The sequence below is a fragment of the Sphingomonas fuzhouensis genome, from assembly GCF_034659795.1.
Taxonomy (GTDB): domain Bacteria; phylum Pseudomonadota; class Alphaproteobacteria; order Sphingomonadales; family Sphingomonadaceae; genus Sphingomonas; species Sphingomonas fuzhouensis.
Map to the genome: position 1 here is coordinate 62,515 of NZ_JAXSQY010000004.1, position 23,732 is coordinate 86,246.

Sequence of the window (23,732 nt, forward strand, 5' to 3'; positions counted from 1 at the left end):
TTCCTTGGGGAGGGGGACCGCCGGGCGCCAACCCGGTGACGGAGGGGCAAGGCCCTGCGGCCTGCCCCATCACCAAAGGCCGGAACAGGATGAAGCGCCGCCCCCTGCCCCTCCACCACTCGGCTATCGCCGAGCGGTCTCCCTCCCCAAGCGAGCTTGGGGAGGACAATATTACACCGTCACCTGCTCACCCAGTTCCAGCACCTTGCCCGGCGGAATCCGCAGGAATTCGGTCGGGTCGCTGGCATTGCGCTGCAGGAACATGAACAGCCGGTCCTGCCAGAGCGGCATACCCTTTTCCGCCTCGGGCTTGAGCGTATTGCGGCCGATGAAGAAGCTGGTCTTCATCGGGTCCAACCCGGCGGGCCTGGTCTCGACGCCCAGATCGCGGGGCAGGTCTCGCGGCACGTCGGGCGTTTCCATAAAGCCATAGATCAGCACGACGGTCGCGAAATTGTCGTCCAGCCGTTCGACTTTCGCGCGGCACTCGGCCGATACGAAGGGGCGATCGGCGGTGCGGATCGTCACCACCAGATTCTGCGCGTGCAGCACCTTGTTATGCTTCAGATTGTGCAGCAGCGCCCCCGGTGCCGAAGCGGGGTTCGCGGTCAGGAATACCGCCGTGCCCGGCACCCGCTCGGGCGGACGCTTGGCGAGCGCGGCGGCCAGATCGGCAAGCGGGATCGCCTGCCGCTTCTCGAAGGCCGAGACGATCCCCCGCCCGCGCACCCAGGTATGGATGATCAGGCCGACGCCCGCTCCGACGAGCAGCGGCACCCAGCCCCCCTCGATCACGCGCAGGATATTGGCCCCGAAGAAGACGAGGTCGAGCGTCAGGAACGGCAGGATCGCCGCCAGCGCCAGCCCGCGCGACCAGCCCCAGCGGTGGCGCACCACCAGATAGGCGAGGCACGTCGTCACCACCATCGTCCCCGTCACCGCGATGCCATAGGCCGCCGCCATTGCCGAGGAGGTCTTGAACTGGATGACCAGCACCAGCACCCCGAACAGCAACAGCCAGTTGATCGCGGGGAGATAGATCTGCCCCTGAAAATCGGCCGAGGTCTGGCGCACCCGCAGCCGCGGCAGGAAACCGAGCTGGATCGCCTGCTGGGTCAGTGAAAAGGCGCCGGTGATGACCGCCTGCGCCGCGATCACGGTCGCCAGCCCCGCCAGCACGATCAGCGCGGGGCGAAGCGGCTCGGGCGCCATCAGGAAGAACCAGTCCTGGTTGGTGAAGGGCTGGCCATTGGCGGTCGCCCGCTCCAGCGAGGACAGCGCGAAGGCGCCCTGCCCCAGATAGTTGAGCGCCAGCGCAGGCAGCACCAGCGAGAACCAGCCGATCCGGATCGGCAGCCGCCCGAAATGGCCCATATCGGCGGTCAGCGCCTCGGCCCCCGTGACGGTCAGGAACACCGCGCCCAGCACGAACAGCCCGACCACCCCATGGCTGGCGAGGAAACCCACGCCATAGCCCGGCCAGACGACCCGCGCGATCGAGGGTTCGTCGGCGATATGCCACATGCCCAGGCCCCCGATGACCAGGAACCAGAGGATACAGATCGGCCCGAACAGCTTCGACACCTGTGCCGTGCCGCGCGACTGGATGAAGAACAGCGCGACCAGGATGACGATCGTGCAGAGCCGGATGATATGTTCGTCGAACACCGATGCGGCCGAGGGGATGGTCCGCAACCCCTCCATCGCCGACAGCACCGACAAAGCGGGCGTGATGATCGCATCGCCGTAGAAGAGCGACGCCCCCGCCGCGCCCAGCACCAGCGCAATGCGCGAGCGCGCGCCTGCCGCCCGCCGGGCCAGTGCGGCCAGCGCCAGAACCCCGCCTTCGCCCTGATTGTCGGCGCGCATCAGGAAGACGACATACTTGATCGTCACGACCAGGATCAGCGACCAGAGCGCGAGACTGAGCACGCCCAGAATCTCGCTGGGGTCGATGCCGTCGCCTGCCGATTGCGCCAGCGCCTCGCGAAAGGCGTAGAGCGGGCTGGTGCCGATATCGCCGAACACCACGCCGATCGCCCCGATGGTCAGCGCCGCAAGCGCAGGGTGGCGTCGCACGCCCGCATCGCCCGTGTCGGTCGATGGGATCGGATGGCCCGTCATCTTGCCACCCATGTCGGTTGCCGTCCCCGTCATGCCCGCCGGAACCCCCTGTGCCAAAAGGACGGCGCGCTTTACGCTTCTGCGCGCCCGAAGCAAGGGCTTTCGATCGGCCCCTGCAAACGCTTGATATTGCCCGGCGTCAAGCGCATGGACAGGAAATGGTTCCCTTTTCGTTCGGCGGTCATGCCCTTCAGGCGCTGGCCGATGGCGCGCTGTTCTGGCCCGCACGCGGCGCTTTGCTGGTCGCCGACCTGCATCTGGAGAAGGCGAGCTGGTATGCGGGCGGTGGACAGATGCTGCCGCCCTATGACTCGCTCGCCACGCTGACCGCGCTGACCGCGATCGTCGCCCGGACGGGTGCGCGCGCGGTCTGGTGCCTGGGCGACAGCTTCCACGATGCCGAGGGGTGCGACCGGCTGTTGCCGGAGGCGCGGGCGATGCTGCTGGCGCTGACCGGCGCGACCGACTGGACGTGGATCACCGGCAATCACGATCCGGTGCTGCGCGACCGCTGTGGGGGTGCGGTGACGGAGGAAGCGGTGGTCGACGGGCTGGTCCTGCGCCACGAGGCCGATCCGGCGGAGACGCGCCCCGAATTGTCGGGGCATTTCCATCCCAAGCTGCGGCTGCGGGTGCGCGGCAAGCTGGTCGCGCGGCGCTGTTTCGTGGGAACGGCGAACAAGCTGATCCTGCCCGCCTTCGGGGCGCTGACCGGCGGGCTGGACGTCGAACACCCCGCGCTGCGCCAGGCGATCGGTCGCCCCGCCGAAGCGCTGGTGCCAGTGCGTGATCGGATGCTGCGTTTCCCTGTCGCGGCGTGACTCCAATTCCTCCCCTGGAAGGGGAGGTGGCAGGCCGAAGGCCTGACGGAGGGGTGTCCCGCTTGGTGAGGTTCGGTTGCTCCAACAACCGGTTACACCCCTCCACCATGCTGTGCATGGTCCCCCTCCCCTTGCAGGGGAGGAATGGGCTTGGCCCTATCGCCCCTCTGCCGGCTCGCGCTCCAAGATCCAGTCCTGGCTCACGACGATGATCGAGCGCACCGGCCGGCCGTCCGCATCGCGCGAGGGGTCGTAGCGATAGCGTTTCTCGATCAGGCTGCAGGTCGTCTCGTCCAGCGCGCGGTTGCCGCTGCTCCGGGTTACGACACAGCCGCTGACCCGGCCGTCGACATTGACGAAATAGCGCACCGTCACGCTGCCGCTGATACCCGCTTCGGCGGCTTCGCGCGGATAGTCGGAATCCTTGATCCGGCCCTTGATCCGGCGCGGCGGGGTGTCGTCGCCATAGCCGTCGCCGTCACCCGACCCGCCGCTGCCCGTGCCATTGCCGATCCCGCCCGCCCCGGTGCCGGGACCGGGTTTGTCCGACGCGCCCTGACTGGCCTGCGCGCCGGTGCCCGCCACCGGCGCGGCGATCACCGGCGATATGGGCGGCAGCACGACCACCGGCGGCGGCGCAACCACTTCCGTCGCCTGCGACCGGAGGTTGGGCGGGGCGGCGGCCCCGCGCGGGCGGTGGGTCTGGACCCGCTTGGGCTGGATGCGGGGCGGCGGTGGCGGCGCAGGCGGGCGGACGTCGAAGCTGTCCAGCGCCTCGCTGGGGGTCGGCAGGGGCGGCGCGAAGCCCAGTCCGATAATCAACGCATAGCCCATCACGCCCACGATCAACCCCGTGGGGATCGCGGCGCGCAGACGGTCGCGCCAATCGGGCCGGGCCAGCGTCATGCGCAGGAAGTGGGAAGGCCCACCGCCCAAGACAAGCCGCTTACCCCCTGTCCCCCGTCCCCCGTCCGTGCCACAGGACGGTCATGTATCCAGCCACCGCGCCCGAAGGAGCCCGCGCATGACCGAATCCGATATCCTGATCGTCGGATCGGGCGCGGCCGGGCTGACCGCCGCGCTGAACCTCGCCGACCGGTTCAAGGTGACGGTGCTGGCCAAGGGCAAGCTGAACGAGGGCTCGACCGCCTGGGCGCAAGGGGGCATCGCCGCCGTGCTCGAACCCGGCGACACCTTCGACAGCCATATCGAGGACACGATGGTCGCAGGTGCAGGCCTGAACGACCGTGCCACGGTCGAGTTCGTGGTCGAGAACGCCCCCGCCGCGATCGAACGGTTGCAGAAGCTGGGCGTCCCCTTCGCGACCGAGGGCAATATGCTCCACCTGACGCGCGAGGGCGGGCATTCGCATCGCCGCATCGTGCATGTGGCGGACGCGACCGGCTGGGCGGTGCTCGACGCGTTGCTGAAGGCGGCGGACGCGCATCCCAACATCACCATGGTCCCCGATCAGGTCGCGATCGACCTGGCGACCAGCCGCCATGAAATGCGCTATTCGGGGGCGGGGAATGTCTGGGGCATCTATGCCGTCGACCGCCGGACGGGCCGCGTCGTCCTGCACACCGCCCGCGCGACGATCCTGGCGACCGGGGGCGCAGGCCGCACCTATCAATTCTCGACCGCCCCCAAGGGCGCGACCGGCGATGGCATCGCCATGGCGTGGCGCGCAGGCGCGCGGGTGTCCAACATGGAGTTCATGCAGTTCCACCCGACCTGCCTCTACAACACCCAGGTCAAGAATTTCCTGATTACCGAGGCGGTTCGCGGCGAGGGCGGGCACCTGAAAATCCCCGAGACGGGCCACCGCTTCATGCCCGATCTCGACCCCCGCGCCGAACTCGCGCCGCGCGACATCGTGGCGCGCGCCATCGACCATGAGATCAAGCGGCTGGGCCTGGACTATGTCCATCTCGACATCAGCCACCAGTCGCCCGCCTTCGTCCGCGAGCATTTCCCCAACATCCACGAAAAGCTGCTCTCGCTGGGCATCGACATGACGGTGCAGCCGATCCCGGTTGTGCCCGCGCAGCATTATACCTGTGGCGGCGTGATCGTGGACCGCGACGGGCGCACCGACCTGCCCGGCCTCTATGCCGCGGGCGAGGTCACCCAGTCGGGGCTGCACGGCGCGAACCGCCTGGCGTCCAACTCGCTGCTCGAATGCTTCGTCTATGGCGAGGCGTGCGCCAACCATATCGCGCAGCATTGGGACGACCTGCCCCCGCCGCCCGCCATCCGCGCCTGGGACGAAAGCCGCGTCACCGATTCGGACGAAGAGGTGGTCATCAAGCAGAACTGGACCGAAATCCGCCGCTTCATGTGGAATTATGTTGGCATCGTGCGCACCACCAAGCGGCTGGAGCGCGCGCAGCATCGCATCCGGATGCTGACCGACGAGGTGAACGACTATTACGGCCATTTCCGCGTCACCCCCGACCTGATCGAGCTGCGCAACCTGCTCCAGACCGCCGAGCTGATCGTCCGCTGCGCGCTCCATCGCAAGGAAAGCCGGGGGCTGCACTATACGCTCGATTATCCCGAGACGCTGGCGGACGCGGTCGACACGATCCTGATTCCTTGATCCCCCATTCCTCCCCTGGAAGGGGAGGTGGCAGGCCAAAGGCCTGACGGAGGGGTGTCACCCTATCGAGAGGGGGACACCCCTCCACCAGCTTCGCTGGTCCCCCTCCCCTTGCAGGGGAGGAATGCGGAGGTTTCGCATCTTATCGCGCCCTTGCGGCCTTTCGTCGCAAGGCCTGTACACGGGGATTTCCCCCACCCGGTCAACACGTAAGGATATTCGTGTGTAGCGGGGTATTGCGGTGACGAAGCGAGTATCGAGCGGCGGGCTGCGTCTTTGGCCTGCCGGGTTTCTTCTCTTGGGGCTCGCAGGCTGTGGGGCTGATTCACGCCCCGGCGCGACGTCCCATGCTCCCAGCGTTGCCGATCCGCAGGTTTCGGTGTCGATGCCGCTCCCCCCGCCCCGTCCCAGCCGTGCCCCCGCCGCACCCGCCGGACTGGTCAATACGATCAACCAGCTGTCCGCCGGGTTCACCGGCAAGAAGGGCATTGCGGTCCGCGCGGTCGATGACGGCTGGACGGTCGAGGTGGGCGGCCGTCAGCGCCTGCCGCAGCAATCGGTGTCGAAACTGTGGGTCGCGATCACCCTGCTCGATCTGCGCGACAAGGGCCGCGCCCGTCTGGACGAGCCGATCGTCGTCCGCCGCGAAGACCTGACCGTCTTCCACCAGCCGATCGCGATGCTGGTCAAGGGCGACGGTTACCACACCACGGTCGGCGAGCTGCTGAACCGTGCGCTGACGATGAGCGACAATACCGCCAACGACCGGCTGCTGACCTATGTCGGCGGCCCGCAGGCGGTACGCGCGATGATCGCCGCCAAGCGGCTGGGCGATATCCGCTTCGGTCCCGGTGAGCGGCTGCTCCAGGCCAAGACCGCCGGTCTGACGTGGCAGCCCGCCTTCGCGGCGGCGGGCGCGTTCCAGGCGGCGCGCAACCGGCTCGACCCGGCGGCGCGCAAGGCCGCCCTCGATGCCTATGTCAGCGATCCGCCCGATGGCGCGGCGCCCATCGCCATCGCCGATGCGCTCGCCCGGCTGGCGCGCGGCGAGTTGCTGTCCGAAACCTCGACCCGCATTCTGATCGACACGATGGAGGCCTCGCGTACCGGCCATGCCCGCCTGCGCGCCGCCGTGCCTTCGGGGTGGACCATCGCCCACAAGACCGGCACCGGCCAAGATCTGGGCCGCCGCAATGCGGGCTTCAACGATGTCGGCCTGCTGACGGCGCCGGATGGCCGCCGCTTCGCCATCGCAGTGATGATCGGCGACACGACCGAGGATATCCGCAAGCGGCAACAGCTGATCCAGAACGTCGCGGCGGCGGTGGCCAATGCGGCGGGTCCGCCGCGTGGGCCGGTGACGGTGGCGAATTGATAGTCAGAGGGGCTCAAATGAGCGAATGACTGACTTTTTGCCATAAGGCATGTCACCGCCGCGAAGTGAAGAAGTCAGATGTCCCACCAACTGCCGTAAAAAATTATCCGAAACAAAGGATCAATCGCGCTCACCGCCAGGACAATCAGCACGGCAAAAGATGCCCACCGGGTTTTTCGACCGCCGACATAGAACCCGAGCGAAGCAGCCGAGCTTGCGAGCAGGAAGAACAACGCCCAACGGTGAAGGAGCCAACCGTAATGTGGCGAAGATATAAGAGCGAATTGAAGCGCGAACGCTCCGAACGTGAGCCCGAGCATGGCCAGAGCCAAACTGACAATTGGTCGGCCCGGGTTGGCTGCTGATTGCATGTGCCGAGAATACGCGATGAGGGCCTTCGCACAAGTCCGCTTTCCAAGACCAATCGACATTCATTTTATTCCTCCCCTGTAAGGGGAGGTGGCAGGCCGAAGGCCTGACGGAGGGGTGTCCCCATAGGAAAGGGCAGTCAAAGCTCGCGGCCGGGGACACCCCTCCACCATGCTTCGCATGGTCCCCCTCCCCTTGCAGGGGAGGAATGGCAAAGGTGCAGCCTGAACGTCGACTGGCTCTGGCGCACCTTACCATCTCAACAACGTGGCCCATCCGCCACAAACCCAAAAAACCGCTAACATCGGGGGCTGTTTACCCTCTCTCTGTTCCGCTAAACCGCGAGCATATGCCCCATCTCTATCTCGTCGACGGCTCCGGCTATATCTTTCGCGCCTATCACCGCCTGCCGCCGCTGACGAACAAGCATGGCGAGCCGGTGGGGGCGGTCTATGGCTATACCACCATGCTGTGGAAGCTGGTGGACGAGATCAACGCCGCCGACGGGCCGACCCATATGGCGGTGGTCCTCGACAAGTCGTCCAAGACCTTCCGCAACGAGATGTACGACCAGTATAAGGCGCACCGGCCCCCGCCCCCGCCCGATCTGGTCCCCCAATTCCCGATGATCCGCGATGCCACCCGCGCCTTCTCGCTGCCCTGCATCGAGGAAGCGGGGCTGGAGGCCGATGACCTGATCGCCTGCTATGCCCGCGCCGCGATGGCGCAAGGGTGGCAGGTCACGATCGTCTCGGGCGACAAGGACCTGATGCAGCTGGTCGAGGATGGCAGCCTCGACATGCTCGACACGATGAACAACCGCCGTCTGGGCGAGGCGTACGTCCAAGAGAAGTTCGGCGTCGGCCCGAAGCAGCTGGGCGATGTGCTCGCACTGATGGGTGACAGCGTCGATAACGTGCCGGGTGTGCCGGGTGTCGGGCCTAAGACCGCCTCCAAGCTGATCGTCGAGCATGGCGACCTCGAATCCGTGCTCGCCGCCGCGCCCGAGATGAAGAAGGGCAAGCTTCGCGATAACCTCATCGAACATGCCGACAATGCCCGGCTGTCGAAGCGGCTGGTCACGCTGGAGTGCAATGCACCGCTGCCGCAGCCGCTGGAGGAACTGGCGCTGCACCCGACGATCCCGGATGCGCCGTTGCGTGCGTTCCTGGAGCATCACGGCTTCCGCTCGTTGATCGCCAAGATGGGCCAGATCACCGACGACGCCGCGCCTGCTCCCGCCGCCGGAGAAGCCGCTCCGTCCGCGCCGATGGACGATGACGAGCCGTGCAATCTCGACGGCTATATCACGGTGCAGGACCTGGAAACGCTCGACCAATGGGTCGCCGAGGCGCGTCACCAAGGTTTCGTCGCGATCGATACCGAGACCAGCTCGACCGACGCGACCCAGGCCGAGCTGGTCGGGGTCAGCCTGTGCCTGGCGCCCAACAAGGCGTGCTATATCCCGCTCGGCCATGGCGGCACCGACCTGTTGTCGGAAGTCCCGGTGCAGATTCCGGTCGCGGCGGCGCTCGATCGGATCAAGGCGCTGTGCGAGGACCCGTCGGTCCTGAAGATCGGCCAGAATCTAAAGTTCGACATGATCGTGCTGGGCGAGCGCGGCATCGCGATCGCGCCGCATGACGATACCATCGTCATGAGCTTCGACCTCGATGCGGGCCTGCACGGGCACGGCATGGACGAGCTGGCCGCGACGCATCTGTCGCACACCTGCCTCGCCTTCAAGGAAGTGGTCGGCACCGGCAAGAAGCAGCTGGGCTTCCACGAGGTCGATCTCAAACTCGCCACCCGCTACGCCGCCGAGGATGCCGACGTCACGCTGCGGCTGTGGAAGCGGTTCAAGGCGCGGCTGCCCATGGAGCAGGCGACGCGGGTGTACGAAATGGTCGACCGGCCGCTCGTCCCCGTCATTGCGGGCATGGAGCGGCGCGGGATCAAGGTCGATCGCGATCGCCTGTCGCAACTCTCGACCGAATTCGCCGGACAGATCCTTGCGCTGGAAGGCGAAATCCACACGATGGCGGGCACCCCCTTCACCATCGGCAGCCCCAAGCAACTGGGCGAGATTTTGTTCGACCGGCTCGGCCTGAAGGGCGGGCGCAAGGGCAAGTCGGGCGTTTACTCGACCGACGTGACCGAACTCGAACGCCTGGCCCGCGACGGCGGCGACGCGGCGGAGATCGTGCGCAAGATCCTGGAATGGCGCCAGCTGTCCAAGCTGAAGAGCACCTATACCGACGCGCTCCAGGCGCAGATCAACCCCAAGACCGGCCGCGTCCATACCAGCTACAGCCTGACCGGCGCGCAGACCGGCCGCCTATCCTCGACCGAACCCAATCTCCAGAACATCCCGATCCGCACCGAGGTCGGGCGGCAGTTGCGTGAGGCGTTCATCGCCGAGGACGGCCATGTCCTGATCGCCGCCGACTATTCGCAGATCGAATTGCGCCTCGCCGCGCATATGGCCGACGTGCCCGCTTTGCGCGATGCCTTCGCCAATGGCGACGACATCCACAGCCTGACTGCCAAGGAGCTGTTCGGCGAGGTCAATCGCGACACGCGCGGGCGGGCCAAGACGATCAACTTCGCCATCCTCTACGGCATTTCGCGCTGGGGGCTTGCCGGTCGCCTCGACGTGTCGGCGGACGAAGCGCAGGCGATGATCGACCGCTATTTCGAGCGGTTCCCCGGCATCAACCGCTATATCGCTGAAACGCTGTCGAGCGTGCGCGAGAAGGGCTTCACCGAGACCCTGTTCGGGCGCAAGACGCATTTCCCACGCATCGCCTCGCGCAACCAGGGCGAACGCCAGGGTGCCGAGCGTGCCGCGATCAACGCGCCGATCCAGGGGACCAGCGCCGACATCATCAAGCGCGCCATGGTCCGCATGGAACCCGCGCTCGCCGCTGCGGGCCTCGGCCATGTGCGGATGCTGCTTCAGGTGCATGACGAACTGGTGTTCGAAGCGCCCGAGGCGGATGCCGAGGCGGCAGGCGCGGTGATCCGCCAAGTCATGGCGGGCGCGGCCGAACCGGCGGTCGTCCTGTCCGTGCCGCTGGGCGTCGAGATCGGCTTCGGCAAGAGCTGGGGCGCGGCGCATTGATCCGCACTTCCCTCACCCCCATTCCTCCCCAAGCTATGCTTGGGGAGGGGGACCATGGCTATCGCCATGGTGGAGGGGCATGGCCGTCCGATACGGCAATGATCCTCACTGGCGGTGACACCCCTCCGTCAGGCCTTCGGCCTGCCACCTCCCCTTGCAGGGGAGGAAGATATGCATCTCGACCGACTTTAGGATTCCGCGTCCTCTGATGGCCCAGACCCAGGACATCGATGCGCTCGCCAAGGGCGGGCGGACCAATATCGCGGGGTTTATCCTGCGGCTGGCGGCGCGCATCCCGTTTCTGTTCATCGCAGGCCGCATCTATGGCCCCGATCTGGTCGGGCGCTTCGCCATCGCGGTCGTCGTGGTCGAGCTGGCCGCGCTGATCGCGACGTTGGGCATGAAGCGCGGGCTGGCGCAGGCGCTGTCCTCGACCGACCGGCCGCATGTCCATATCGTCTGGGACGCGATGGCGCTGGCCTTCCTCGCCTCGCTTGCGGCGAGCGCGCTGCTGTGGAATTTCCCAGAGCTTCTCTATCCCAACAGCGCGATCACCGGGCTGGACCGATGGCTGCCCTGCATCATCGTCGCCATCGCCTGGTCCGACGTCAGCCTGGCCGCGCTCGCCTATCGCCATAACGTCAAGGCGACCGTGACCGCGCGCGCGGTGATCGAGCCCTGGACGATCTCGATCGCCGCCTGGGTCTTTTCCTTCTTCACGATCCGCGACGGCCTGGTCCTGTCCTATGTCGCGTCGATGACGGCGGCGCTGATCGCCAGCCTGGTGCCGTTCCTGCGCAGCTATGGCCTGCCGCATGGCTGGACGCCGCACGTTGCCCGCGTCTTCGCGCTCGCCCGTGCCAATGCGCCGCTGGCGGGCGCGGACGCGCTGGAATGGGGGACGCGCAATGTCGACCGCTTCATCCTGGGCGTGATGTTCGAGCCGCGCGTGGTCGGCATCTATTATATGGCGCAGCAGGTCGCGTCCTTGCCGCAGAAGCTGAAGACCAGCTTCGACCCGATTCTGGGGCCGGTCATCACCCAGAGCCTGGCCAATGGCGATATGGGCGCGATCGCGCGGCAGGTGCGGCAGGTCGCGTTCTGGATCATGGCGGCGCAGGGCTGTCTGGCGCTGATGGGATCGATTCCGGGCGAAGGCGTGATGGGCGTGGTCGGCCCGCAATTCGTCTCGGGCACCGCCGCGCTCGCCTTCCTGCTGTTCGCCGAGGTGCTGGCGTCCACGGGCGCGGTGTGTGAATCGGCGCTGGTCTATACCGCGCGGCACCGCAACCTGATGATCTCGATCGCGATGCTGGGGGTGCAGATCGGCCTGAGCTTCGCGCTGATTATCGGCATGCGGACGCTCGGCTGGCCCGAGACTTGGGCGGCGGCAGGTCCGGCGGTGGCGCTGGCGATGAGCGTGACGATGACCTCGGTCATCAAGGCGCGGGTGTTGTCGGGTATCCTGAAAGCGCCTGTGTCCCCCTTCCGCTGGCCTTTGGTCTGGGCGGCGGGTGCGGCGGTCGTCGTCGGGGGCGCGTTCACGCTGCTGCCCAAGCGACTGGAATGGGCCGAGCTGCTGTTCGGCGAACCCGCGATCGCGGTGACCTATCTGCTGATCCTATGGCGCTGGGCGTTCGGCCCAGCCGACCGCGCGCTGTTCGGGAAAGCACCGAGCGCGGAGGAAGCGACGCTGCCGAACGCAGGCGGAATTACGCGCTGATCTTTTCCTCCCCTGCAAGGGGAGGTGGCAGTCCGAAGGACTGACGGAGGGGTGTCCCGGCCAGTGATTCTGCCCCTCCACCACCGCTTCGCGGTGTGGGGACGAGGATTGTGCCCCCGGCACAATCTCGTCCCCACACCCCCTCCCCAAGCCAAGCTTGGGGAGGAATAAGGATCAATGCCGGAAGTGGCGCATGCCGGTGAACACCATCGCGAGGCCCGCTTCGTCGGCCGCCGCGATGACCTCGTCGTCGCGGATCGAGCCGCCCGGCTGGATCACCGCCGTCGCGCCCGCCTCGACCGCTGCCAGCAGGCCGTCAGCGAAGGGGAAGAAGGCGTCCGACGCGACCGCCGACCCGATGGTGCGCGGTTCCGCCCAGCCCGCCTTGTCGGCGGCGTCCTTCGCCTTCCATGCCGCGATGCGCGCTGATTCCAGGCGGTTCATCTGGCCTGCGCCGACACCGGCGGTCGAGCCACCCTTGGCATAGACGATGGCGTTCGACTTCACATGCTTGGCGACCGTCCAGGCGAAGCGGCAATCGGCCAGTTCCTGCTCCGTCGGCGCGCGCTTGGTCACGACCTTCAGCATATCGTCGGTCAGGCGGCCATTGTCGCGGCTCTGGACCAGCAGGCCGCCCGCGATCGACTTCATCATCAGGCCGGGGCGCGCCGGGTTGGGCAGTTCGCCCGAGAGCAGCAGGCGCAGATTCTTCTTCTTGGCGAAGATCGCGCGCGCCTCAGCGGATGCATCGGGGGCCACCACGACCTCGGTGAAGATGCCCGAAATCGCTTCGGCCGTCTCGGCGTCGAGCGGGCGGTTGCAGGCGATGATGCCGCCGAACGCCGACACCGTGTCGCAGGCAAACGCCGCCTGATAGGCCTCGAGCAGCGTCTCGCCGCTCGCCACGCCGCAGGGGTTGGCGTGCTTGACGATCACCACGGTCGGCGGGCCGTCGAGGAATTCGCTCACCAGTTCCAGCGCGGCATCGGCGTCGTTGAGGTTGTTGTAGCTCAGCGCCTTGCCCTGCAACTGCTCGGCCTGAGCGATGCCCTGACCGCCCTTTTGCGGCAGATAGAGCGCGGCGACCTGATGCGGGTTCTCGCCGTAACGCAGCGTTTCGGGGTGCTTGGTGAAGGCGAGCGGCAGGGTGGCCGGGAAGGCCTCGCCCTGATCCACGAAGCCGAACCACTGAGCGATCGCCGAATCATAGGCGGCGGTGGCGGCAAAGGCCTTGGCGGCGAGACGCTGGCGGGTCTTCAGCGTCGAGGCGCCGTCATTCGCCGCCAGATCGGCGAGGAAATCGGCATAGTCGGCCGGATCGGTCAGGATCGAGACATAGCCATGGTTCTTGGCCGCCGAACGCACCATCGACGGGCCGCCGATATCGATATTCTCGATGATCTCGGGCCGTTCAGCACCCTTCGCGACGGTCTGCTGGAAGGGGTAGAGGTTCACGACCACCAGATCGATCGCGCCGATGCCGTGCTCGGTCATCGCGGCGGCATGGGCGGGGTCGTCGCGCACCGCGAGCAGGCCGCCATGGACCATCGGGTGCAGCGTCTTGACCCGGCCGTCCATCATCTCGGGGAAGTTGGTGACCTCGGAGATGTCGCGCACCGGCAGCCCTGCGTCGCGGATTGCCTTCGCGGTGCCGCCGGTCGAGACGAGATCGACCCCGCGCTCGGCCAGCGCACGGGCCAGGTCGATGACGCCGGTCTTGTCGGACACCGACAGCAGCGCGCGGCGGACCGGCACCAGATCGACGGAAGGAGCGGTGGGGAGCGATACGGCCATCGAGCAGCGAGTCCTGATACTGGAAGGAGTTTGCGGACCCGATAGACTCCGATTCGCCGAAGCGCAAAATGTGATTCGGGGAAGTGTTATTCCTCCCCTGTAAGGAGTGGCAGGTGGATTGCCTCCCAGACAATCCAGATCATGCCGGGGGCATGATCGACCTGTCACTGGGGACCAGCGAAGCTGGTGGAGGGGTGTCGCGCTATCGAGAGGGCGACACCCCTCCGTCAGGGCTGCGCCCTGCCACCTCCCCTTACAGGGGAGGAATTAGGATGGTTCGCGCGGAGGCGCGGAGAACGCGGAGGGGTTTGACCCGGTGACAAACCGCTCGGATTACCAACTGGGCAGAAGAGAAGTCTTGTCAGCGCGGCAAGCCAGCCATCTCTGCGTCCTCCGCGCCTCTGCGCGAACCATCCCGATTAAAGCGCCCGCTTGAACGCCCAACTGACATGCGCGCCGCCCGCTGGCGTTTCGCCAGTGACCACCAGCTGCTGCGTCGCCACCGGCCGTCCGGTGCCGTCGATCCACAGCGACTCCTCGATCGCCAGCACACCGCCGCGACAGCGGAACTGCCAGAGCGCGCCGTCTTCCAGTCGCAGGATCGCCTGGCCGCTCTCCGCCGTCACCATCGCCTCGACTCCGTCGCCGAGGTGGAAGCGCAAAGCGAAATGGGTAGCGCCCGCCTGCCGCTTGCGCCCCTCGGGCAGCAGCGCATCCTCGCCGCGCAGCTCGCGACCGTCGCCGGTCAGCAGCAGCTGGCGGCGATGGGTAAAGCCATAGCGGCGGACATAACCGTCATGGCTCGCCTCGATCCGGCTCGCCGCGTCCGATTCCTGGCGGCTCAACTCCACCTGGGCGACGCCGCGCCCCAGCGTGCCGTCGGCGTGGATCGCGGTGGAGTTGCTGTCGCCCAGCGTCAACGTCGAATGCGCCGCCGTGGTGCGAAGGCCGTGCGCTAGACTGGCGGGCACCTGCGCCACGGTCGCGCGCGCGCCGCCGCAATTCACGACGATCCGCTGCGCGCCGTCTGAAAACTCGAAGGCGAGCGTCGAGGCGCAACCACCCTCGATCGCGCGGGCGATCGGCGGCGGGGCGGCGTCCATGACCAGCACCGCTTGTGCGGCCGCGAGGCGCTGATAGCCCCAGTCACCTGCCTGGCGCAGCGGCCGGGTGCGCACGCCCGATGCCTCGATGACGGCGGCGATGCGCTCGGGCGTCTCGGGGCCGGAGCCCTGCCAGCTCGACAGCGCGCGGTCGCCATGCATGACGCCGAGCAGCGCCGAGATCATCCGCTGCAACCGCGTCTGGAACTGATCCGGGAAGGGCAGACCCCGCGCGTCATAGACTTCGCGCATCATGGTCAGCAGCATGACCGCGTCGAGCTGCACCGCCGGGCTGCGTGCGATGACGCCGCCATCGGTGAACAGCCCGGTGTCGAGCGCGCGGGCCAGCCCCGCCTCGCCGAACGCCTGTCGCGGATCGCCGCCCGCCAGCAGCAATCCGGCCGCGATCACGCCGCACCAGGCCGCGATCCGCGCCACGCCCGCCGGGGCCTTGTCCGCGCCGCGATCCAGATGCCGCGCCCCGCGCGCCATCGTGTTGAGCACCCGCGAGCGATAGACGAGATCGGTCGACGACAGGATCAGCGGCGCATGCGCGGTCCAGAACAGGATGCGCCGCCCCCACAGGTCCGGCCGCCAGGCGGTGGCATCCACCGTCTCGGCAAAGGCGTCGAGCCAGCGGCCCATGAGATATTCGGCGATCGGCGCGCCCTGCGCCCGAGTCGCGACGGTCGACAGGTCGCGCAGCCACGCAAAGCTGTGCAGGTGATCGGCAAAGCCCGTCGACCAGTCAGGCCGGGCGAAGTCGATCGACTCGACCCCGCGCTCTTCACCGCGCCAGTCGAGCACCCCGCCGAGCAGGGCATGACCGCGCTCGATATCGCCCAGCACCGGGTCCTCGGGCACCGCCATCAGCTTGAGCGGATGCCGCCCCTTCAGCCGCAGCGAATGGAGCGGCGTGCGCCAGGTCAGCCGGTGGAGATGCTCGCTCAACCGATCGGCGAGCGACAGGCCGCCGGTCTGGACACGGACGAGGCGCTTGCCCTCTTCGATGCTGTCGGCGGCGATACGGGCCTCTTCGGCCCCCATGCGATCGCGCATTTCGGTCAATGCCCGCTCAGCCGCGCAGGGCGGCGATGTTCGCGGCGTAATGCTCCGGGCCACCCCGGAACGCCGCCGTGCCCGCGACCAGCGCGTCGGCGCCTGCCTCGATACAGCGCTTGGCATGGGTGGGATCGACACCGCCATCGACCTCCAGATCGATGGCGCGGCCCGAATGATCGATCATCTTGCGGATCGCGGCGATCTTCTTGAGCTGGCTCTCGATAAAGCTCTGCCCGCCGAAACCGGGGTTGACGCTCATGACGAGGACCAGGTCGACCATGTCGATCAGATAATCCAGCATCTTGGCGGGCGTCGCGGGGTTCAGCACGACCCCGGCGCGCTTGCCCAGCCCCTTGATGTGCTGGATCGTGCGGTGGATGTGCGGCCCCGCCTCCGGGTGCACGGTGATGGTGTCCGCCCCCGCCTCGGCAAAGGCGTCCAGATAGGCGTCGATCGGCGAGATCATCAGATGCACGTCGAACGGCTTGGTCGTGTGCGGGCGCAACGCCTTCACCACCGCCGGGCCGATGGTGATGTTGGGCACGAAATGCCCGTCCATCACATCGATGTGAATCCAGTCGGCGCCTGCGGCGTCGATGGCCCGAACTTCTTCGCCAAGCTTGGCGAAATCGGCGGAAAGGATGGAGGGAGCGATACGCACGGGGAGCATGCACGCCCCCTTACGCGCATATCGCGCCCAAGTCAGCCTTTGCGTTGCAACATCGCGATGAAGAACCCGTCGAGCCGCCCTTCCTTTGCGAGCATCGTCGGCAGGGTGCGGATCGTGCCCTCGGTCGTGATGCCCGGCCAGTCGCCGGTGATCGGGACCAGCGCGTAATCGGGGCGCGCCTCCAGGAACGCCGCGATCTGTGCCTCGCCCTCCTCCGGCTCCAGCGAGCAGGTGGCATAGACCATCGTGCCGCCGGGCTTCAGCCAGTCGGCAGCGCGGGTCAGGATCAACCGCTGCAACGTCGCCATCTCGGCGATGATCGCGGGGCGGACGCGGTAGAGGACATCCGGGTGGCGGCGGAAGATGCCGCTGGCGCTGCACGGCGCGTCGACCAAGATGGCGTCGGCCTGCTCCTTCGGTGCCCATTCGCGCAGGTCGGCGGTGACGATTTCGGCCGATTGGTTGGTGCGCTCCAGATTCTCGGTCAGGCGCGCGAGTCGCGACTCGGACTGGTCGATCGCGGTGACGGTCCAACCGGCGCTGGCGAGTTGCAGCGTCTTGCCCCCCGGCGCGGCGCACAGATCGAACACATGGCCCCTGCCCTGCCCCAGCAGACGCGCGGGGATCGAGGCGGCAAGGTCCTGCACCCACCAAGCGCCCTCGTCAAAGCCCTGCAACTCCATGACCGAATGGCCCGAAGGCAGACGGACATGACCGGGCAGCAGGCTGACCCCGCCAAGCTTTTCCGCCCATTCGGCGGTCGCGGCCGGATCAGCCAGCGTCAGGTCGAGCGGCGGCGGGGCGGCGATGGCATGGGCGGCGGCCTCGACCATCTCCTCGCCCCAATTCGCTTCCCAGCGCGCTTCAGTGGCCTCGGGCAATGCCGGGATTTCGGGGAGCAGGACGCCGCTCTTGGTGATGGTGCTGAACACGCCGTGGACCAGCTTGCGTGGACCGCCATCGACCAGCGACAACACGGTCGCGATCGCCGCATGCGGCGGCGTGCCCAGTGCCAGCACCTGAACGAGCGCGATGCGCAGCGCGAACCGCGCCTTGGCATCGTCGGGCAGGCGCTGCTTGGTCGCCGAGTCGATCAGCGCGTCGAGATCGGGCAGGCGGCGCAACGTTTCCGCCGCAATGGCGTGCGCCAGGCCGCGATCGGGGCCACCCGCCAGCGAGCGCGTCGCCGAGGCGAGTGCCGCCTCCAGCGGCTCCCCCCGGCGCAGCACCGCGTCGAGCAGGCGGATGGCGGCGCGGCGGGCGGCGGTGCCCAGCGGCTCGGTCGGGCGCTGCTGCCGCCCGCGCCGGTCCTCGCCCTTGGGCGCACCCCGGCGATCGGGGCGGCCACGGGTCGGCGATTGGGGAGGACGTGTCACTTGGCAAAACTCCTGGCAACCCCGACATGGGCTGCAATATTCCGCCCCTTTAGTCGAAAGGACCGCCCATGGGCCAGCGCCCCGACCATGTGAAGCCGCCCGCCTATCTCTCGGAAAACCCGCCGGTGCCCCAGCCCGAGGCCAAGCCGGAGCCGGAAGGTGATCCGCTGGGCAAGAACCCGGTGCGATACGGGGACTGGGAATTGAAGGGCGTGGCGGTCGATTTCTGACCTTAAGCCCCTCCCGCAGGCGGGAGGGGTTTGGGGAGGGCAAGGGGCCTCGCAGAGTCTATCGCTTGGGGCCTGCCCTCCCCCATCCCCTCCCGCCTGCGGGAGGGGAGCGGCTAGAGTCGAGAGCTTATAAACCAACCGCCGTTCAGCCTGAGCGAAGTCGAAGGCCACGCCCTCAACCCCGCCCCGCGCATCACCGACGAACGAGCGTCCCCGCGCCCTGCTTGGTGAAAATCTCCAGCAGCATGCCGTGCGGCACACGCCCGTCGAGGATCACCGCCGCGTCCACCCCGGCCTCGACCGCCGACACGCAGGTCTCCAGCTTCGGGATCATCCCCCCCGAAATCGTGCCATCCGTCCGCAATTCGGCGATCTTCGCCGGGTTCAGGTCGGTCATCAGCTCGCCCTGCTTGTCCAGCACGCCCGCAACATCGGTCAGCAGGAAGAAGCGCGAGGCATGGAGGCGCGCGGCGATCGCGCCCGCCATGGTGTCGGCGTTGATATTATAGGTATGGCCGTCCAGCCCGATCGCCACCGGCGCGATCACCGGGATGATGCCGTCGGCGCACAGGCTTTCGATCAGGCGCGGGTCGACCGCGACCGGCTCGCCGACGAAGCCCAGATCGACATGGCGCTCGATGCCCTTCAGCGGATCGGCCTCGCGCCCCTGGATCTTCTCGGCGATGACGAGGCCTGCGTCCTTGCCCGAGATGCCGACCGCGCGGCCCCCGGCGGCGGAGATCCAGCTGACGATTTCCTTGTTGATCGACCCCGCCAGCACCATCTCGGCGATCTGCGCGGTTTCTCGGTCGGTGACGCGCAGGCCGTTGACGAACTGCGACTCGACGCCCAGCCGCTTGAGCATCGCGCCGATCTGCGGACCGCCGCCATGGACCACCACCGGATTGATGCCGACCGCCTTGAGCAGCACCATGTCCTCGGCGAAGTCGCGCTGCCGCTCGGGGTCGCCCATGGCGTGGCCGCCATATTTCACCACGAAGGTCTTGCCCGCATAACGCTGCAGATAGGGCAGCGCCTCGGTCAGCGTCTCGGCCTTGGCGAGCAGGGCGGCGTCGGGATCGTGGTTGGTCATTCCCGCCCTTTATCGCGGGTCGGGAGCGGGGAAAACCGGCAATATGGATCAGGCGCGGTCGAGCCGTCGCCCGAGCGCCACGAACACATAGATCAGCGGCGGCACCAGCACGGCCGACAGCGTCACCTTGGCGATCATCTGCCCCACGATCAGCGGGCCGACCGGAAACTCGCCGTAAAAGGCGATGGTCACGAACAGCAGCGTGTCGACCACCTGGCTGAGCATGCTGGCCACCGCCGCGCGCAGCCAGAGGAGCTTGCTGCCCTCCCGCCCCTTCAGCGCGGCGAAGATGGTGACGTTCAGCGTCTGCGACACGCCATAGGCGACGATCCCGCCCAGCCAGATCCGCCAGGTCGAACCCAGCACCAGCTGGATCGCGTCGCGGTTCGCCGGGATCATCTCGGGCGACGGCGGCAGCATCCACACCACCCAGGACAAAGCCAGCGACACCAGCAGCGGCACGAAGCCCACCCGCACCAGCCGCCCGGCGACCTGGGGGCCGTGCAGCTCCGCCACCGCGCTCGACGTCACGACCAGCAGCAGGAAGGCGAAGATGCCCGCCTCCACCGCCAGCGGCCCCAGCGCCACTTGTTTGTTGCCCAACACGCCCGCGATGCACACCATGCCGCCGTAGAAGATCGACAGGGCAAAGAGCGAGGGCGAGATCAGGCGGGGGCGGGATGCGACGTCGGGCTGGTCCATCGGCGACTGCTAGCGCGAAATCGGGCCGGGGCAAAGGATTAGGCGCGTTTCCTCGCTACACCGGGATATGGCCTGCGGCCATGCCCCTCCACCATGCTGCGCATGGTCCCCCTCCCCAAGCACAGCTTGGGGAGGAATAACGCTCAAATCCTCCCCAAGCTGTGCTTGGGGAGGGGGACCGCGCCCGCAAGGGCGTGGTGGAGGGGCATGGCCCTCCCCTTGCACCGAACCGTCCGAACCGCTCTATTCCCACCGAAACGAAAACAAGGGGATGGCACATGCGGTTGGCAAAATGGCTTGGCGGGGTGGCCGCGACGCTGGCACTGCTGCCCGGCGTGGCGGCGGCGCAGACCCGCCCCGACCAGACGGCGTTCTTCGACCTCTACAAGCAGTTGGTCGAAACCAATACCAGCCTGTCGGTCGGCAGCTGCACCCAGGCCGCCACGCAGATCGCCGACCGGCTGAAGGCCGCGGGCTATAAAGATGCCGACATCACCCTGTTCTCGGTCCCCGAGCATCCCAAGGACGGCGGGATCGTCGCGGTTCTGCCCGGCACCGACAAGCGCCTGAAGCCGATGCTGCTGCTCGGCCATCTCGACGTGGTCGAGGCCAAGCGCGAGGACTGGACCCGCGATCCGTTCAAGCTGATCGAGGAGGACGGCTTCCTCTATGGCCGCGGCACCGTCGACGACAAGGCGATGAGCGCGATCTGGGCCGACACGCTGATCCGCCTGAAAAAGACCCCGCCCAAGCGTACCATCAAAATGGCGCTGACCTGTGGCGAGGAAACGACCTTCGCCTTCAACGGCGCGGAGTGGCTGGCGCAGAACAAGCCCGATCTGATCGCGGCCGAGTTCGTCCTGAACGAGGGCGGCGGCGGGCGGCTCGACTCGGACGGCAAGCGCGAATTGCTGGCGGTGCAGGTCGGCGAGAAGGCGGCGCAGAACTATACTTTCCTCGCGACCAATCCGGGCGGTCACAGCTCGCAGCCGACACCCGAGAACGCGATCTATGAACTCGCCGATGCGGTGAAGGCGGTGCAGGGTTACGAGTTTCCCATCCACCTGACCGACACGACCCGCGCCTTCCTGACCGCGACCGCGCAGAAGGTCGGCGGCCAGCTGGCCGGCGCGATCACCCGGCTGCTCGCCGATCCGAACGACCAGCCGGCGGATGCGATCGTCAGCCAGGACAAGGCGCTGCATTCGACGCTGCGCACCACCTGCGTCGCGACGCTGTTGCAGGCGGGCCATGCCGAAAACGCCCTGCCCCAGCGCGCCACCGCCAATATCAACTGCCGTATCTTCCCCGGCGAGACAGTCGAGGGAACGCTGGCCAAGCTCCGGCAACTGGCCGGGCCGAGGATCACCGTCACCGCCAACCAGCCGGTCCGCCCCACCGCCATCCCGCCCAAGCTCGACCCCAAGATCATCGGGCCGATGACGACGCTGGCGGCGAAGCACTTCCCCGGCGTGCCCTTGGTCCCGATGATGTCGACCGGCGCGACCGACGGCATCTTCTTCCAGACGATCGGCATACCTGTCTATGGCGCACCGGGCATCTTCATCGAGAAGGACATGTCGGGCATCCACGGCCTGAACGAGCGCATCCGGGTCAAATCGCTCTATGACGGCCGGGATTACCTCTACGATCTGGTCCGGGCCTATGCCTATTGAGGGGGCGAACCGGGGAGGCCAGCTCTCCGACCTGCAACCCTGGAGAAAGATGGCATGAGCTGGATTCGGGTCAAACTGACGTCATCTGACCTAGAGCGCGATGACGTCAGTTCGACCCGATCCGTCATTGCGAGCGTAGCGAAGCAATCCAGTGTCCGGGCAAGACGCTCTGGATTGCTTCGCTACGCTCGCAATGACGATTCCAGCGCCTGTCATCCTTTTCTAATGGTTCATAGGGCTGCCATTGTCGGGGAGATCGGGAATGGCGGCCAAAGCTTCGGCCAGTCCCTCATATGCCAGGGTGTAGATGTTGACCGGCATCTTGGTGCCGAGCACGAAAACCGAGGGGGACCGGTAGATTCTGTCGTCACAGGCGAAGACGCGATTTGCGCGCCCCGTTATCCGCAGATCGGCTCCGAATTCTTCGCCATTATTGTCGTATCCGGCATAAAGCAGGAATGTCTGACTTCCGCTCGTGCCGGTAATGAAGCTATCGGCCCGCCCACCCGCGCCGGACCCCGGCGAACTGCCTTGCCGCACATCGTGAAGGACATAGCGTTGGGCGCCTCGCCCCTGTCCGAGCAACAGGTACAGCCTGTGATCGGCGCGACCGACCGCCAGCGCGATCGCCCGTTTGTCGGGAACGCGCGCCGATACGGCATATTTCGGACCGGTTTCATCCTCCCCGTCAGGCGTCAAGGTCAGGCGGTGATCGGACGTACAGCGGAACAATGTCACCATCGCATTCGGGATACGGGGCCTCGCAATCTCCGACGGCGCGGCGAACAGCAGGGCTGTGACAGCCAGAAGCGGGAAAGAAACGATGCTCGCCATAGCCCCTACCCCGACAATCCGCGGTGCCAATTCGGGGCCAGTATAGTCCGATCGCCTGACCAGGCGCTGACGCCGCGATGACATGATCCTGACGAAGACGCGTCGGTAGCTAAAATATTGCTGAACGCGACCGCCACCCGCCATTCAGGATAAACGACGCAATATCCTCATCATACGGGAGATGATGATTCCAAGGGTGTTCGTGATGAAGATGCTCAGGACGGGATTGCTGGTGGCCCTTGCCGGTGGGGCCATGCTGACCGCCACCGCCGCCGGTGCGCAGGACTGGCGCTATGACGACTATATGGCGCACCGGGCCTATCGCGGGGCCCAGGTCCATTCCTATCAGGCCGGACGCGATCAGCGGGCCGCCGATGAAGCGGCCTATTATGGCGATTACGGTGCCGCCGATGCCTATGCCCATGCCGCGGCGGTGCGCCGGTCGGAGGCGCGGCGCGATGCGCGGTTCGCCCAGCATGAGCGGCATGCCGCGCGCTGGGATTACTGGCATGGCGGCGGCTGGGGGTATTGATCCTGTCACCCAACGAAAAGGGCCGGCGCGACGATATCGCACCGGCCCTTTTTGTGAAGTCCGACGGACGGCCGATCAGCCGTCGTAATCGGCACCCAGATTCTGGTTGCGCGGCGGGGCGGCGGCGGTCAGGCGCAGCGCCTCGGCCGAGGCCTGCAGGCTGCCGACGTCATCCGCCTCGTCCTCGTCGTCGATCTGGACGCGCTGCAGACTGTTGACCACGGATTCTTCCAGATGGGCCGGACGAACCGTTTCCTCGGCAATCTCGCGCAGCGCGACGACCGGGTTCTTATCGCGATCGCGATCGACGGTCAGGTCGGCCCCGCCCGAAATCTGCCGCGCCCGCTGCGCCGCGAACAGCACCAGATCGAACCGGTTGGGAATCTTGTCGACGCAATCCTCGACGGTGACGCGCGCCATGCGTGTGTCCTTCGCAAATAATGCTGGGATGAAAGCGGGCCACCTAACAGCAAAGGGGCCCCAAGTCAAAAGCCATGACCGTGCAACGCAGCTGTCATCTTG

19 protein-coding genes are annotated in these 23,732 nt (G+C 67.0%); 8 read left to right on the forward strand and 11 right to left on the reverse strand.

Annotation, left to right across the window (positions count from 1 at the left end):
• Positions 1-171: 171 nt before the first annotated feature.
• Positions 172-2,124 (reverse strand): potassium transporter Kup, encoded by a 1,953-nt coding sequence (locus U1H82_RS10285; protein ID WP_322965070.1) that lies wholly within the window; start codon positions 2,122-2,124, stop codon positions 172-174.
• Between the two features lie 158 nt (positions 2,125-2,282).
• On the opposite strand from U1H82_RS10285, the gene pdeM reads away from it, so the two are divergent.
• Positions 2,283-2,945: a ligase-associated DNA damage response endonuclease PdeM gene (pdeM, locus tag U1H82_RS10290; protein WP_322964839.1), complete on the forward strand. Its 663-nt coding sequence runs from the start codon at positions 2,283-2,285 to the stop codon at positions 2,943-2,945.
• 156 nt (positions 2,946-3,101) lie between these two features.
• On the opposite strand, the gene U1H82_RS10295 is transcribed toward pdeM, so the two are convergent.
• Positions 3,102-3,881, reverse strand: a complete 780-nt coding sequence (locus U1H82_RS10295; protein WP_322964840.1) for an energy transducer TonB — start codon at positions 3,879-3,881, stop codon at positions 3,102-3,104.
• 88 nt (positions 3,882-3,969) lie between these two features.
• Here U1H82_RS10295 and nadB point away from each other — a divergent pair, with 88 nt between their 5' ends.
• Together nadB and U1H82_RS10305 are read left to right on the forward strand one after the other, a co-directional pair.
• Positions 3,970-5,547, forward strand: coding sequence for an L-aspartate oxidase (gene nadB, locus U1H82_RS10300; RefSeq protein ID WP_322964841.1), 1,578 nt, complete (start codon positions 3,970-3,972; stop codon positions 5,545-5,547).
• A gap of 235 nt (positions 5,548-5,782) precedes the next feature.
• Positions 5,783-6,922, forward strand: coding sequence for a serine hydrolase (locus tag U1H82_RS10305; RefSeq protein WP_375339523.1), 1,140 nt, complete (start codon positions 5,783-5,785; stop codon positions 6,920-6,922).
• A gap of 74 nt (positions 6,923-6,996) precedes the next feature.
• Here the strand turns inward: U1H82_RS10305 and U1H82_RS10310 are convergent, their stop codons facing one another.
• Positions 6,997-7,353, reverse strand: coding sequence for a hypothetical protein (locus U1H82_RS10310; protein WP_322964842.1), 357 nt, complete (start codon positions 7,351-7,353; stop codon positions 6,997-6,999).
• Positions 7,354-7,640: 287 nt separating this feature from the next.
• On the opposite strand from U1H82_RS10310, the gene polA reads away from it, so the two are divergent.
• Positions 7,641-10,415, forward strand: coding sequence for a DNA polymerase I (gene polA / locus U1H82_RS10315; protein ID WP_322964843.1), 2,775 nt, complete (start codon positions 7,641-7,643; stop codon positions 10,413-10,415).
• A 208-nt stretch (positions 10,416-10,623) separates the two neighbouring features.
• Entirely contained in the window at positions 10,624-12,138 is a 1,515-nt protein-coding gene (locus U1H82_RS10320; RefSeq protein ID WP_322964844.1) for a lipopolysaccharide biosynthesis protein, read from the forward strand.
• A gap of 174 nt (positions 12,139-12,312) precedes the next feature.
• Here U1H82_RS10320 and purH read toward each other — a convergent pair whose 3' ends face one another.
• From purH to U1H82_RS10340, 4 genes are all read right to left on the reverse strand, one after another.
• The gene (gene purH, locus U1H82_RS10325) at positions 12,313-13,932 is read right to left on the reverse strand and encodes a bifunctional phosphoribosylaminoimidazolecarboxamide formyltransferase/IMP cyclohydrolase (protein WP_322964845.1); all 1,620 of its coding nucleotides are present in this window, start codon (positions 13,930-13,932) and stop codon (positions 12,313-12,315) included.
• A 419-nt stretch (positions 13,933-14,351) separates the two neighbouring features.
• Positions 14,352-16,094 (reverse strand): heparinase II/III family protein, encoded by a 1,743-nt coding sequence (locus U1H82_RS10330; protein WP_322964846.1) that lies wholly within the window; start codon positions 16,092-16,094, stop codon positions 14,352-14,354.
• A gap of 16 nt (positions 16,095-16,110) precedes the next feature.
• Positions 16,111-16,767 (reverse strand): ribulose-phosphate 3-epimerase, encoded by a 657-nt coding sequence (rpe, locus tag U1H82_RS10335; protein ID WP_322964847.1) that lies wholly within the window; start codon positions 16,765-16,767, stop codon positions 16,111-16,113.
• A 32-nt stretch (positions 16,768-16,799) separates the two neighbouring features.
• On the reverse strand, positions 16,800-18,143 hold the full coding sequence (locus tag U1H82_RS10340) for an RsmB/NOP family class I SAM-dependent RNA methyltransferase (protein ID WP_375339513.1): 1,344 nt from the start codon (positions 18,141-18,143) through the stop codon (positions 16,800-16,802).
• Positions 18,144-18,211: 68 nt separating this feature from the next.
• Between U1H82_RS10340 and U1H82_RS10345 the strand changes: the two genes are divergently transcribed.
• Positions 18,212-18,373 carry a DUF1674 domain-containing protein gene (locus tag U1H82_RS10345; RefSeq protein ID WP_322964848.1) on the forward strand — a complete coding sequence of 54 codons (162 nt, stop codon included), beginning with the start codon at positions 18,212-18,214 and terminating at the stop codon, positions 18,371-18,373.
• A 193-nt stretch (positions 18,374-18,566) separates the two neighbouring features.
• On the opposite strand, the gene argB is transcribed toward U1H82_RS10345, so the two are convergent.
• Both argB and U1H82_RS10355 read right to left on the reverse strand, forming a co-directional pair.
• Positions 18,567-19,466, reverse strand: coding sequence for an acetylglutamate kinase (argB, locus tag U1H82_RS10350; protein WP_322964849.1), 900 nt, complete (start codon positions 19,464-19,466; stop codon positions 18,567-18,569).
• A gap of 48 nt (positions 19,467-19,514) precedes the next feature.
• Positions 19,515-20,168 carry a queuosine precursor transporter gene (locus tag U1H82_RS10355; protein ID WP_322964850.1) on the reverse strand — a complete coding sequence of 218 codons (654 nt, stop codon included), beginning with the start codon at positions 20,166-20,168 and terminating at the stop codon, positions 19,515-19,517.
• A gap of 278 nt (positions 20,169-20,446) precedes the next feature.
• On the opposite strand from U1H82_RS10355, the gene U1H82_RS10360 reads away from it, so the two are divergent.
• Entirely contained in the window at positions 20,447-21,844 is a 1,398-nt protein-coding gene (locus U1H82_RS10360; RefSeq protein ID WP_322964851.1) for a M20/M25/M40 family metallo-hydrolase, read from the forward strand.
• A 222-nt stretch (positions 21,845-22,066) separates the two neighbouring features.
• Here U1H82_RS10360 and U1H82_RS10365 read toward each other — a convergent pair whose 3' ends face one another.
• The gene (locus U1H82_RS10365; RefSeq protein ID WP_322964852.1) at positions 22,067-22,678 is read right to left on the reverse strand and encodes a hypothetical protein; all 612 of its coding nucleotides are present in this window, start codon (positions 22,676-22,678) and stop codon (positions 22,067-22,069) included.
• A 205-nt stretch (positions 22,679-22,883) separates the two neighbouring features.
• Here U1H82_RS10365 and U1H82_RS10370 point away from each other — a divergent pair, with 205 nt between their 5' ends.
• Positions 22,884-23,210 carry a hypothetical protein gene (locus U1H82_RS10370; RefSeq protein WP_322964853.1) on the forward strand — a complete coding sequence of 109 codons (327 nt, stop codon included), beginning with the start codon at positions 22,884-22,886 and terminating at the stop codon, positions 23,208-23,210.
• 75 nt (positions 23,211-23,285) lie between these two features.
• Here the strand turns inward: U1H82_RS10370 and rpoZ are convergent, their stop codons facing one another.
• Positions 23,286-23,630, reverse strand: a complete 345-nt coding sequence (gene rpoZ / locus U1H82_RS10375; protein WP_230483483.1) for a DNA-directed RNA polymerase subunit omega — start codon at positions 23,628-23,630, stop codon at positions 23,286-23,288.
• Positions 23,631-23,732 lie beyond the last annotated feature (102 nt).

Coding starts and splice junctions, on each gene's coding strand:
- polA (WP_322964843.1), top strand. CDS start 7,641: ATGCCCCATCTCTATCTCGTCGACGGCTCCGGCTATATCTTTCGCGCC.
- U1H82_RS10345 (WP_322964848.1), top strand. CDS start 18,212: ATGGGCCAGCGCCCCGACCATGTGAAGCCGCCCGCCTATCTCTCGGAA.
- purH (WP_322964845.1), bottom strand. CDS start 13,932: ATGGCCGTATCGCTCCCCACCGCTCCTTCCGTCGATCTGGTGCCGGTC.
- pdeM (WP_322964839.1), top strand. CDS start 2,283: ATGGTTCCCTTTTCGTTCGGCGGTCATGCCCTTCAGGCGCTGGCCGAT.
- U1H82_RS10355 (WP_322964850.1), bottom strand. CDS start 20,168: ATGGACCAGCCCGACGTCGCATCCCGCCCCCGCCTGATCTCGCCCTCG.
- U1H82_RS10365 (WP_322964852.1), bottom strand. CDS start 22,678: ATGGCGAGCATCGTTTCTTTCCCGCTTCTGGCTGTCACAGCCCTGCTG.
- U1H82_RS10330 (WP_322964846.1), bottom strand. CDS start 16,094: ATGCGCGATCGCATGGGGGCCGAAGAGGCCCGTATCGCCGCCGACAGC.
- U1H82_RS10360 (WP_322964851.1), top strand. CDS start 20,447: ATGCGGTTGGCAAAATGGCTTGGCGGGGTGGCCGCGACGCTGGCACTG.
- U1H82_RS10370 (WP_322964853.1), top strand. CDS start 22,884: ATGAAGATGCTCAGGACGGGATTGCTGGTGGCCCTTGCCGGTGGGGCC.
- U1H82_RS10285 (WP_322965070.1), bottom strand. CDS start 2,124: ATGACGGGCCATCCGATCCCATCGACCGACACGGGCGATGCGGGCGTG.
- argB (WP_322964849.1), bottom strand. CDS start 19,466: ATGACCAACCACGATCCCGACGCCGCCCTGCTCGCCAAGGCCGAGACG.
- rpe (WP_322964847.1), bottom strand. CDS start 16,767: ATGCTCCCCGTGCGTATCGCTCCCTCCATCCTTTCCGCCGATTTCGCC.
- U1H82_RS10320 (WP_322964844.1), top strand. CDS start 10,624: ATGGCCCAGACCCAGGACATCGATGCGCTCGCCAAGGGCGGGCGGACC.
- nadB (WP_322964841.1), top strand. CDS start 3,970: ATGACCGAATCCGATATCCTGATCGTCGGATCGGGCGCGGCCGGGCTG.
- U1H82_RS10310 (WP_322964842.1), bottom strand. CDS start 7,353: ATGTCGATTGGTCTTGGAAAGCGGACTTGTGCGAAGGCCCTCATCGCG.
- rpoZ (WP_230483483.1), bottom strand. CDS start 23,630: ATGGCGCGCGTCACCGTCGAGGATTGCGTCGACAAGATTCCCAACCGG.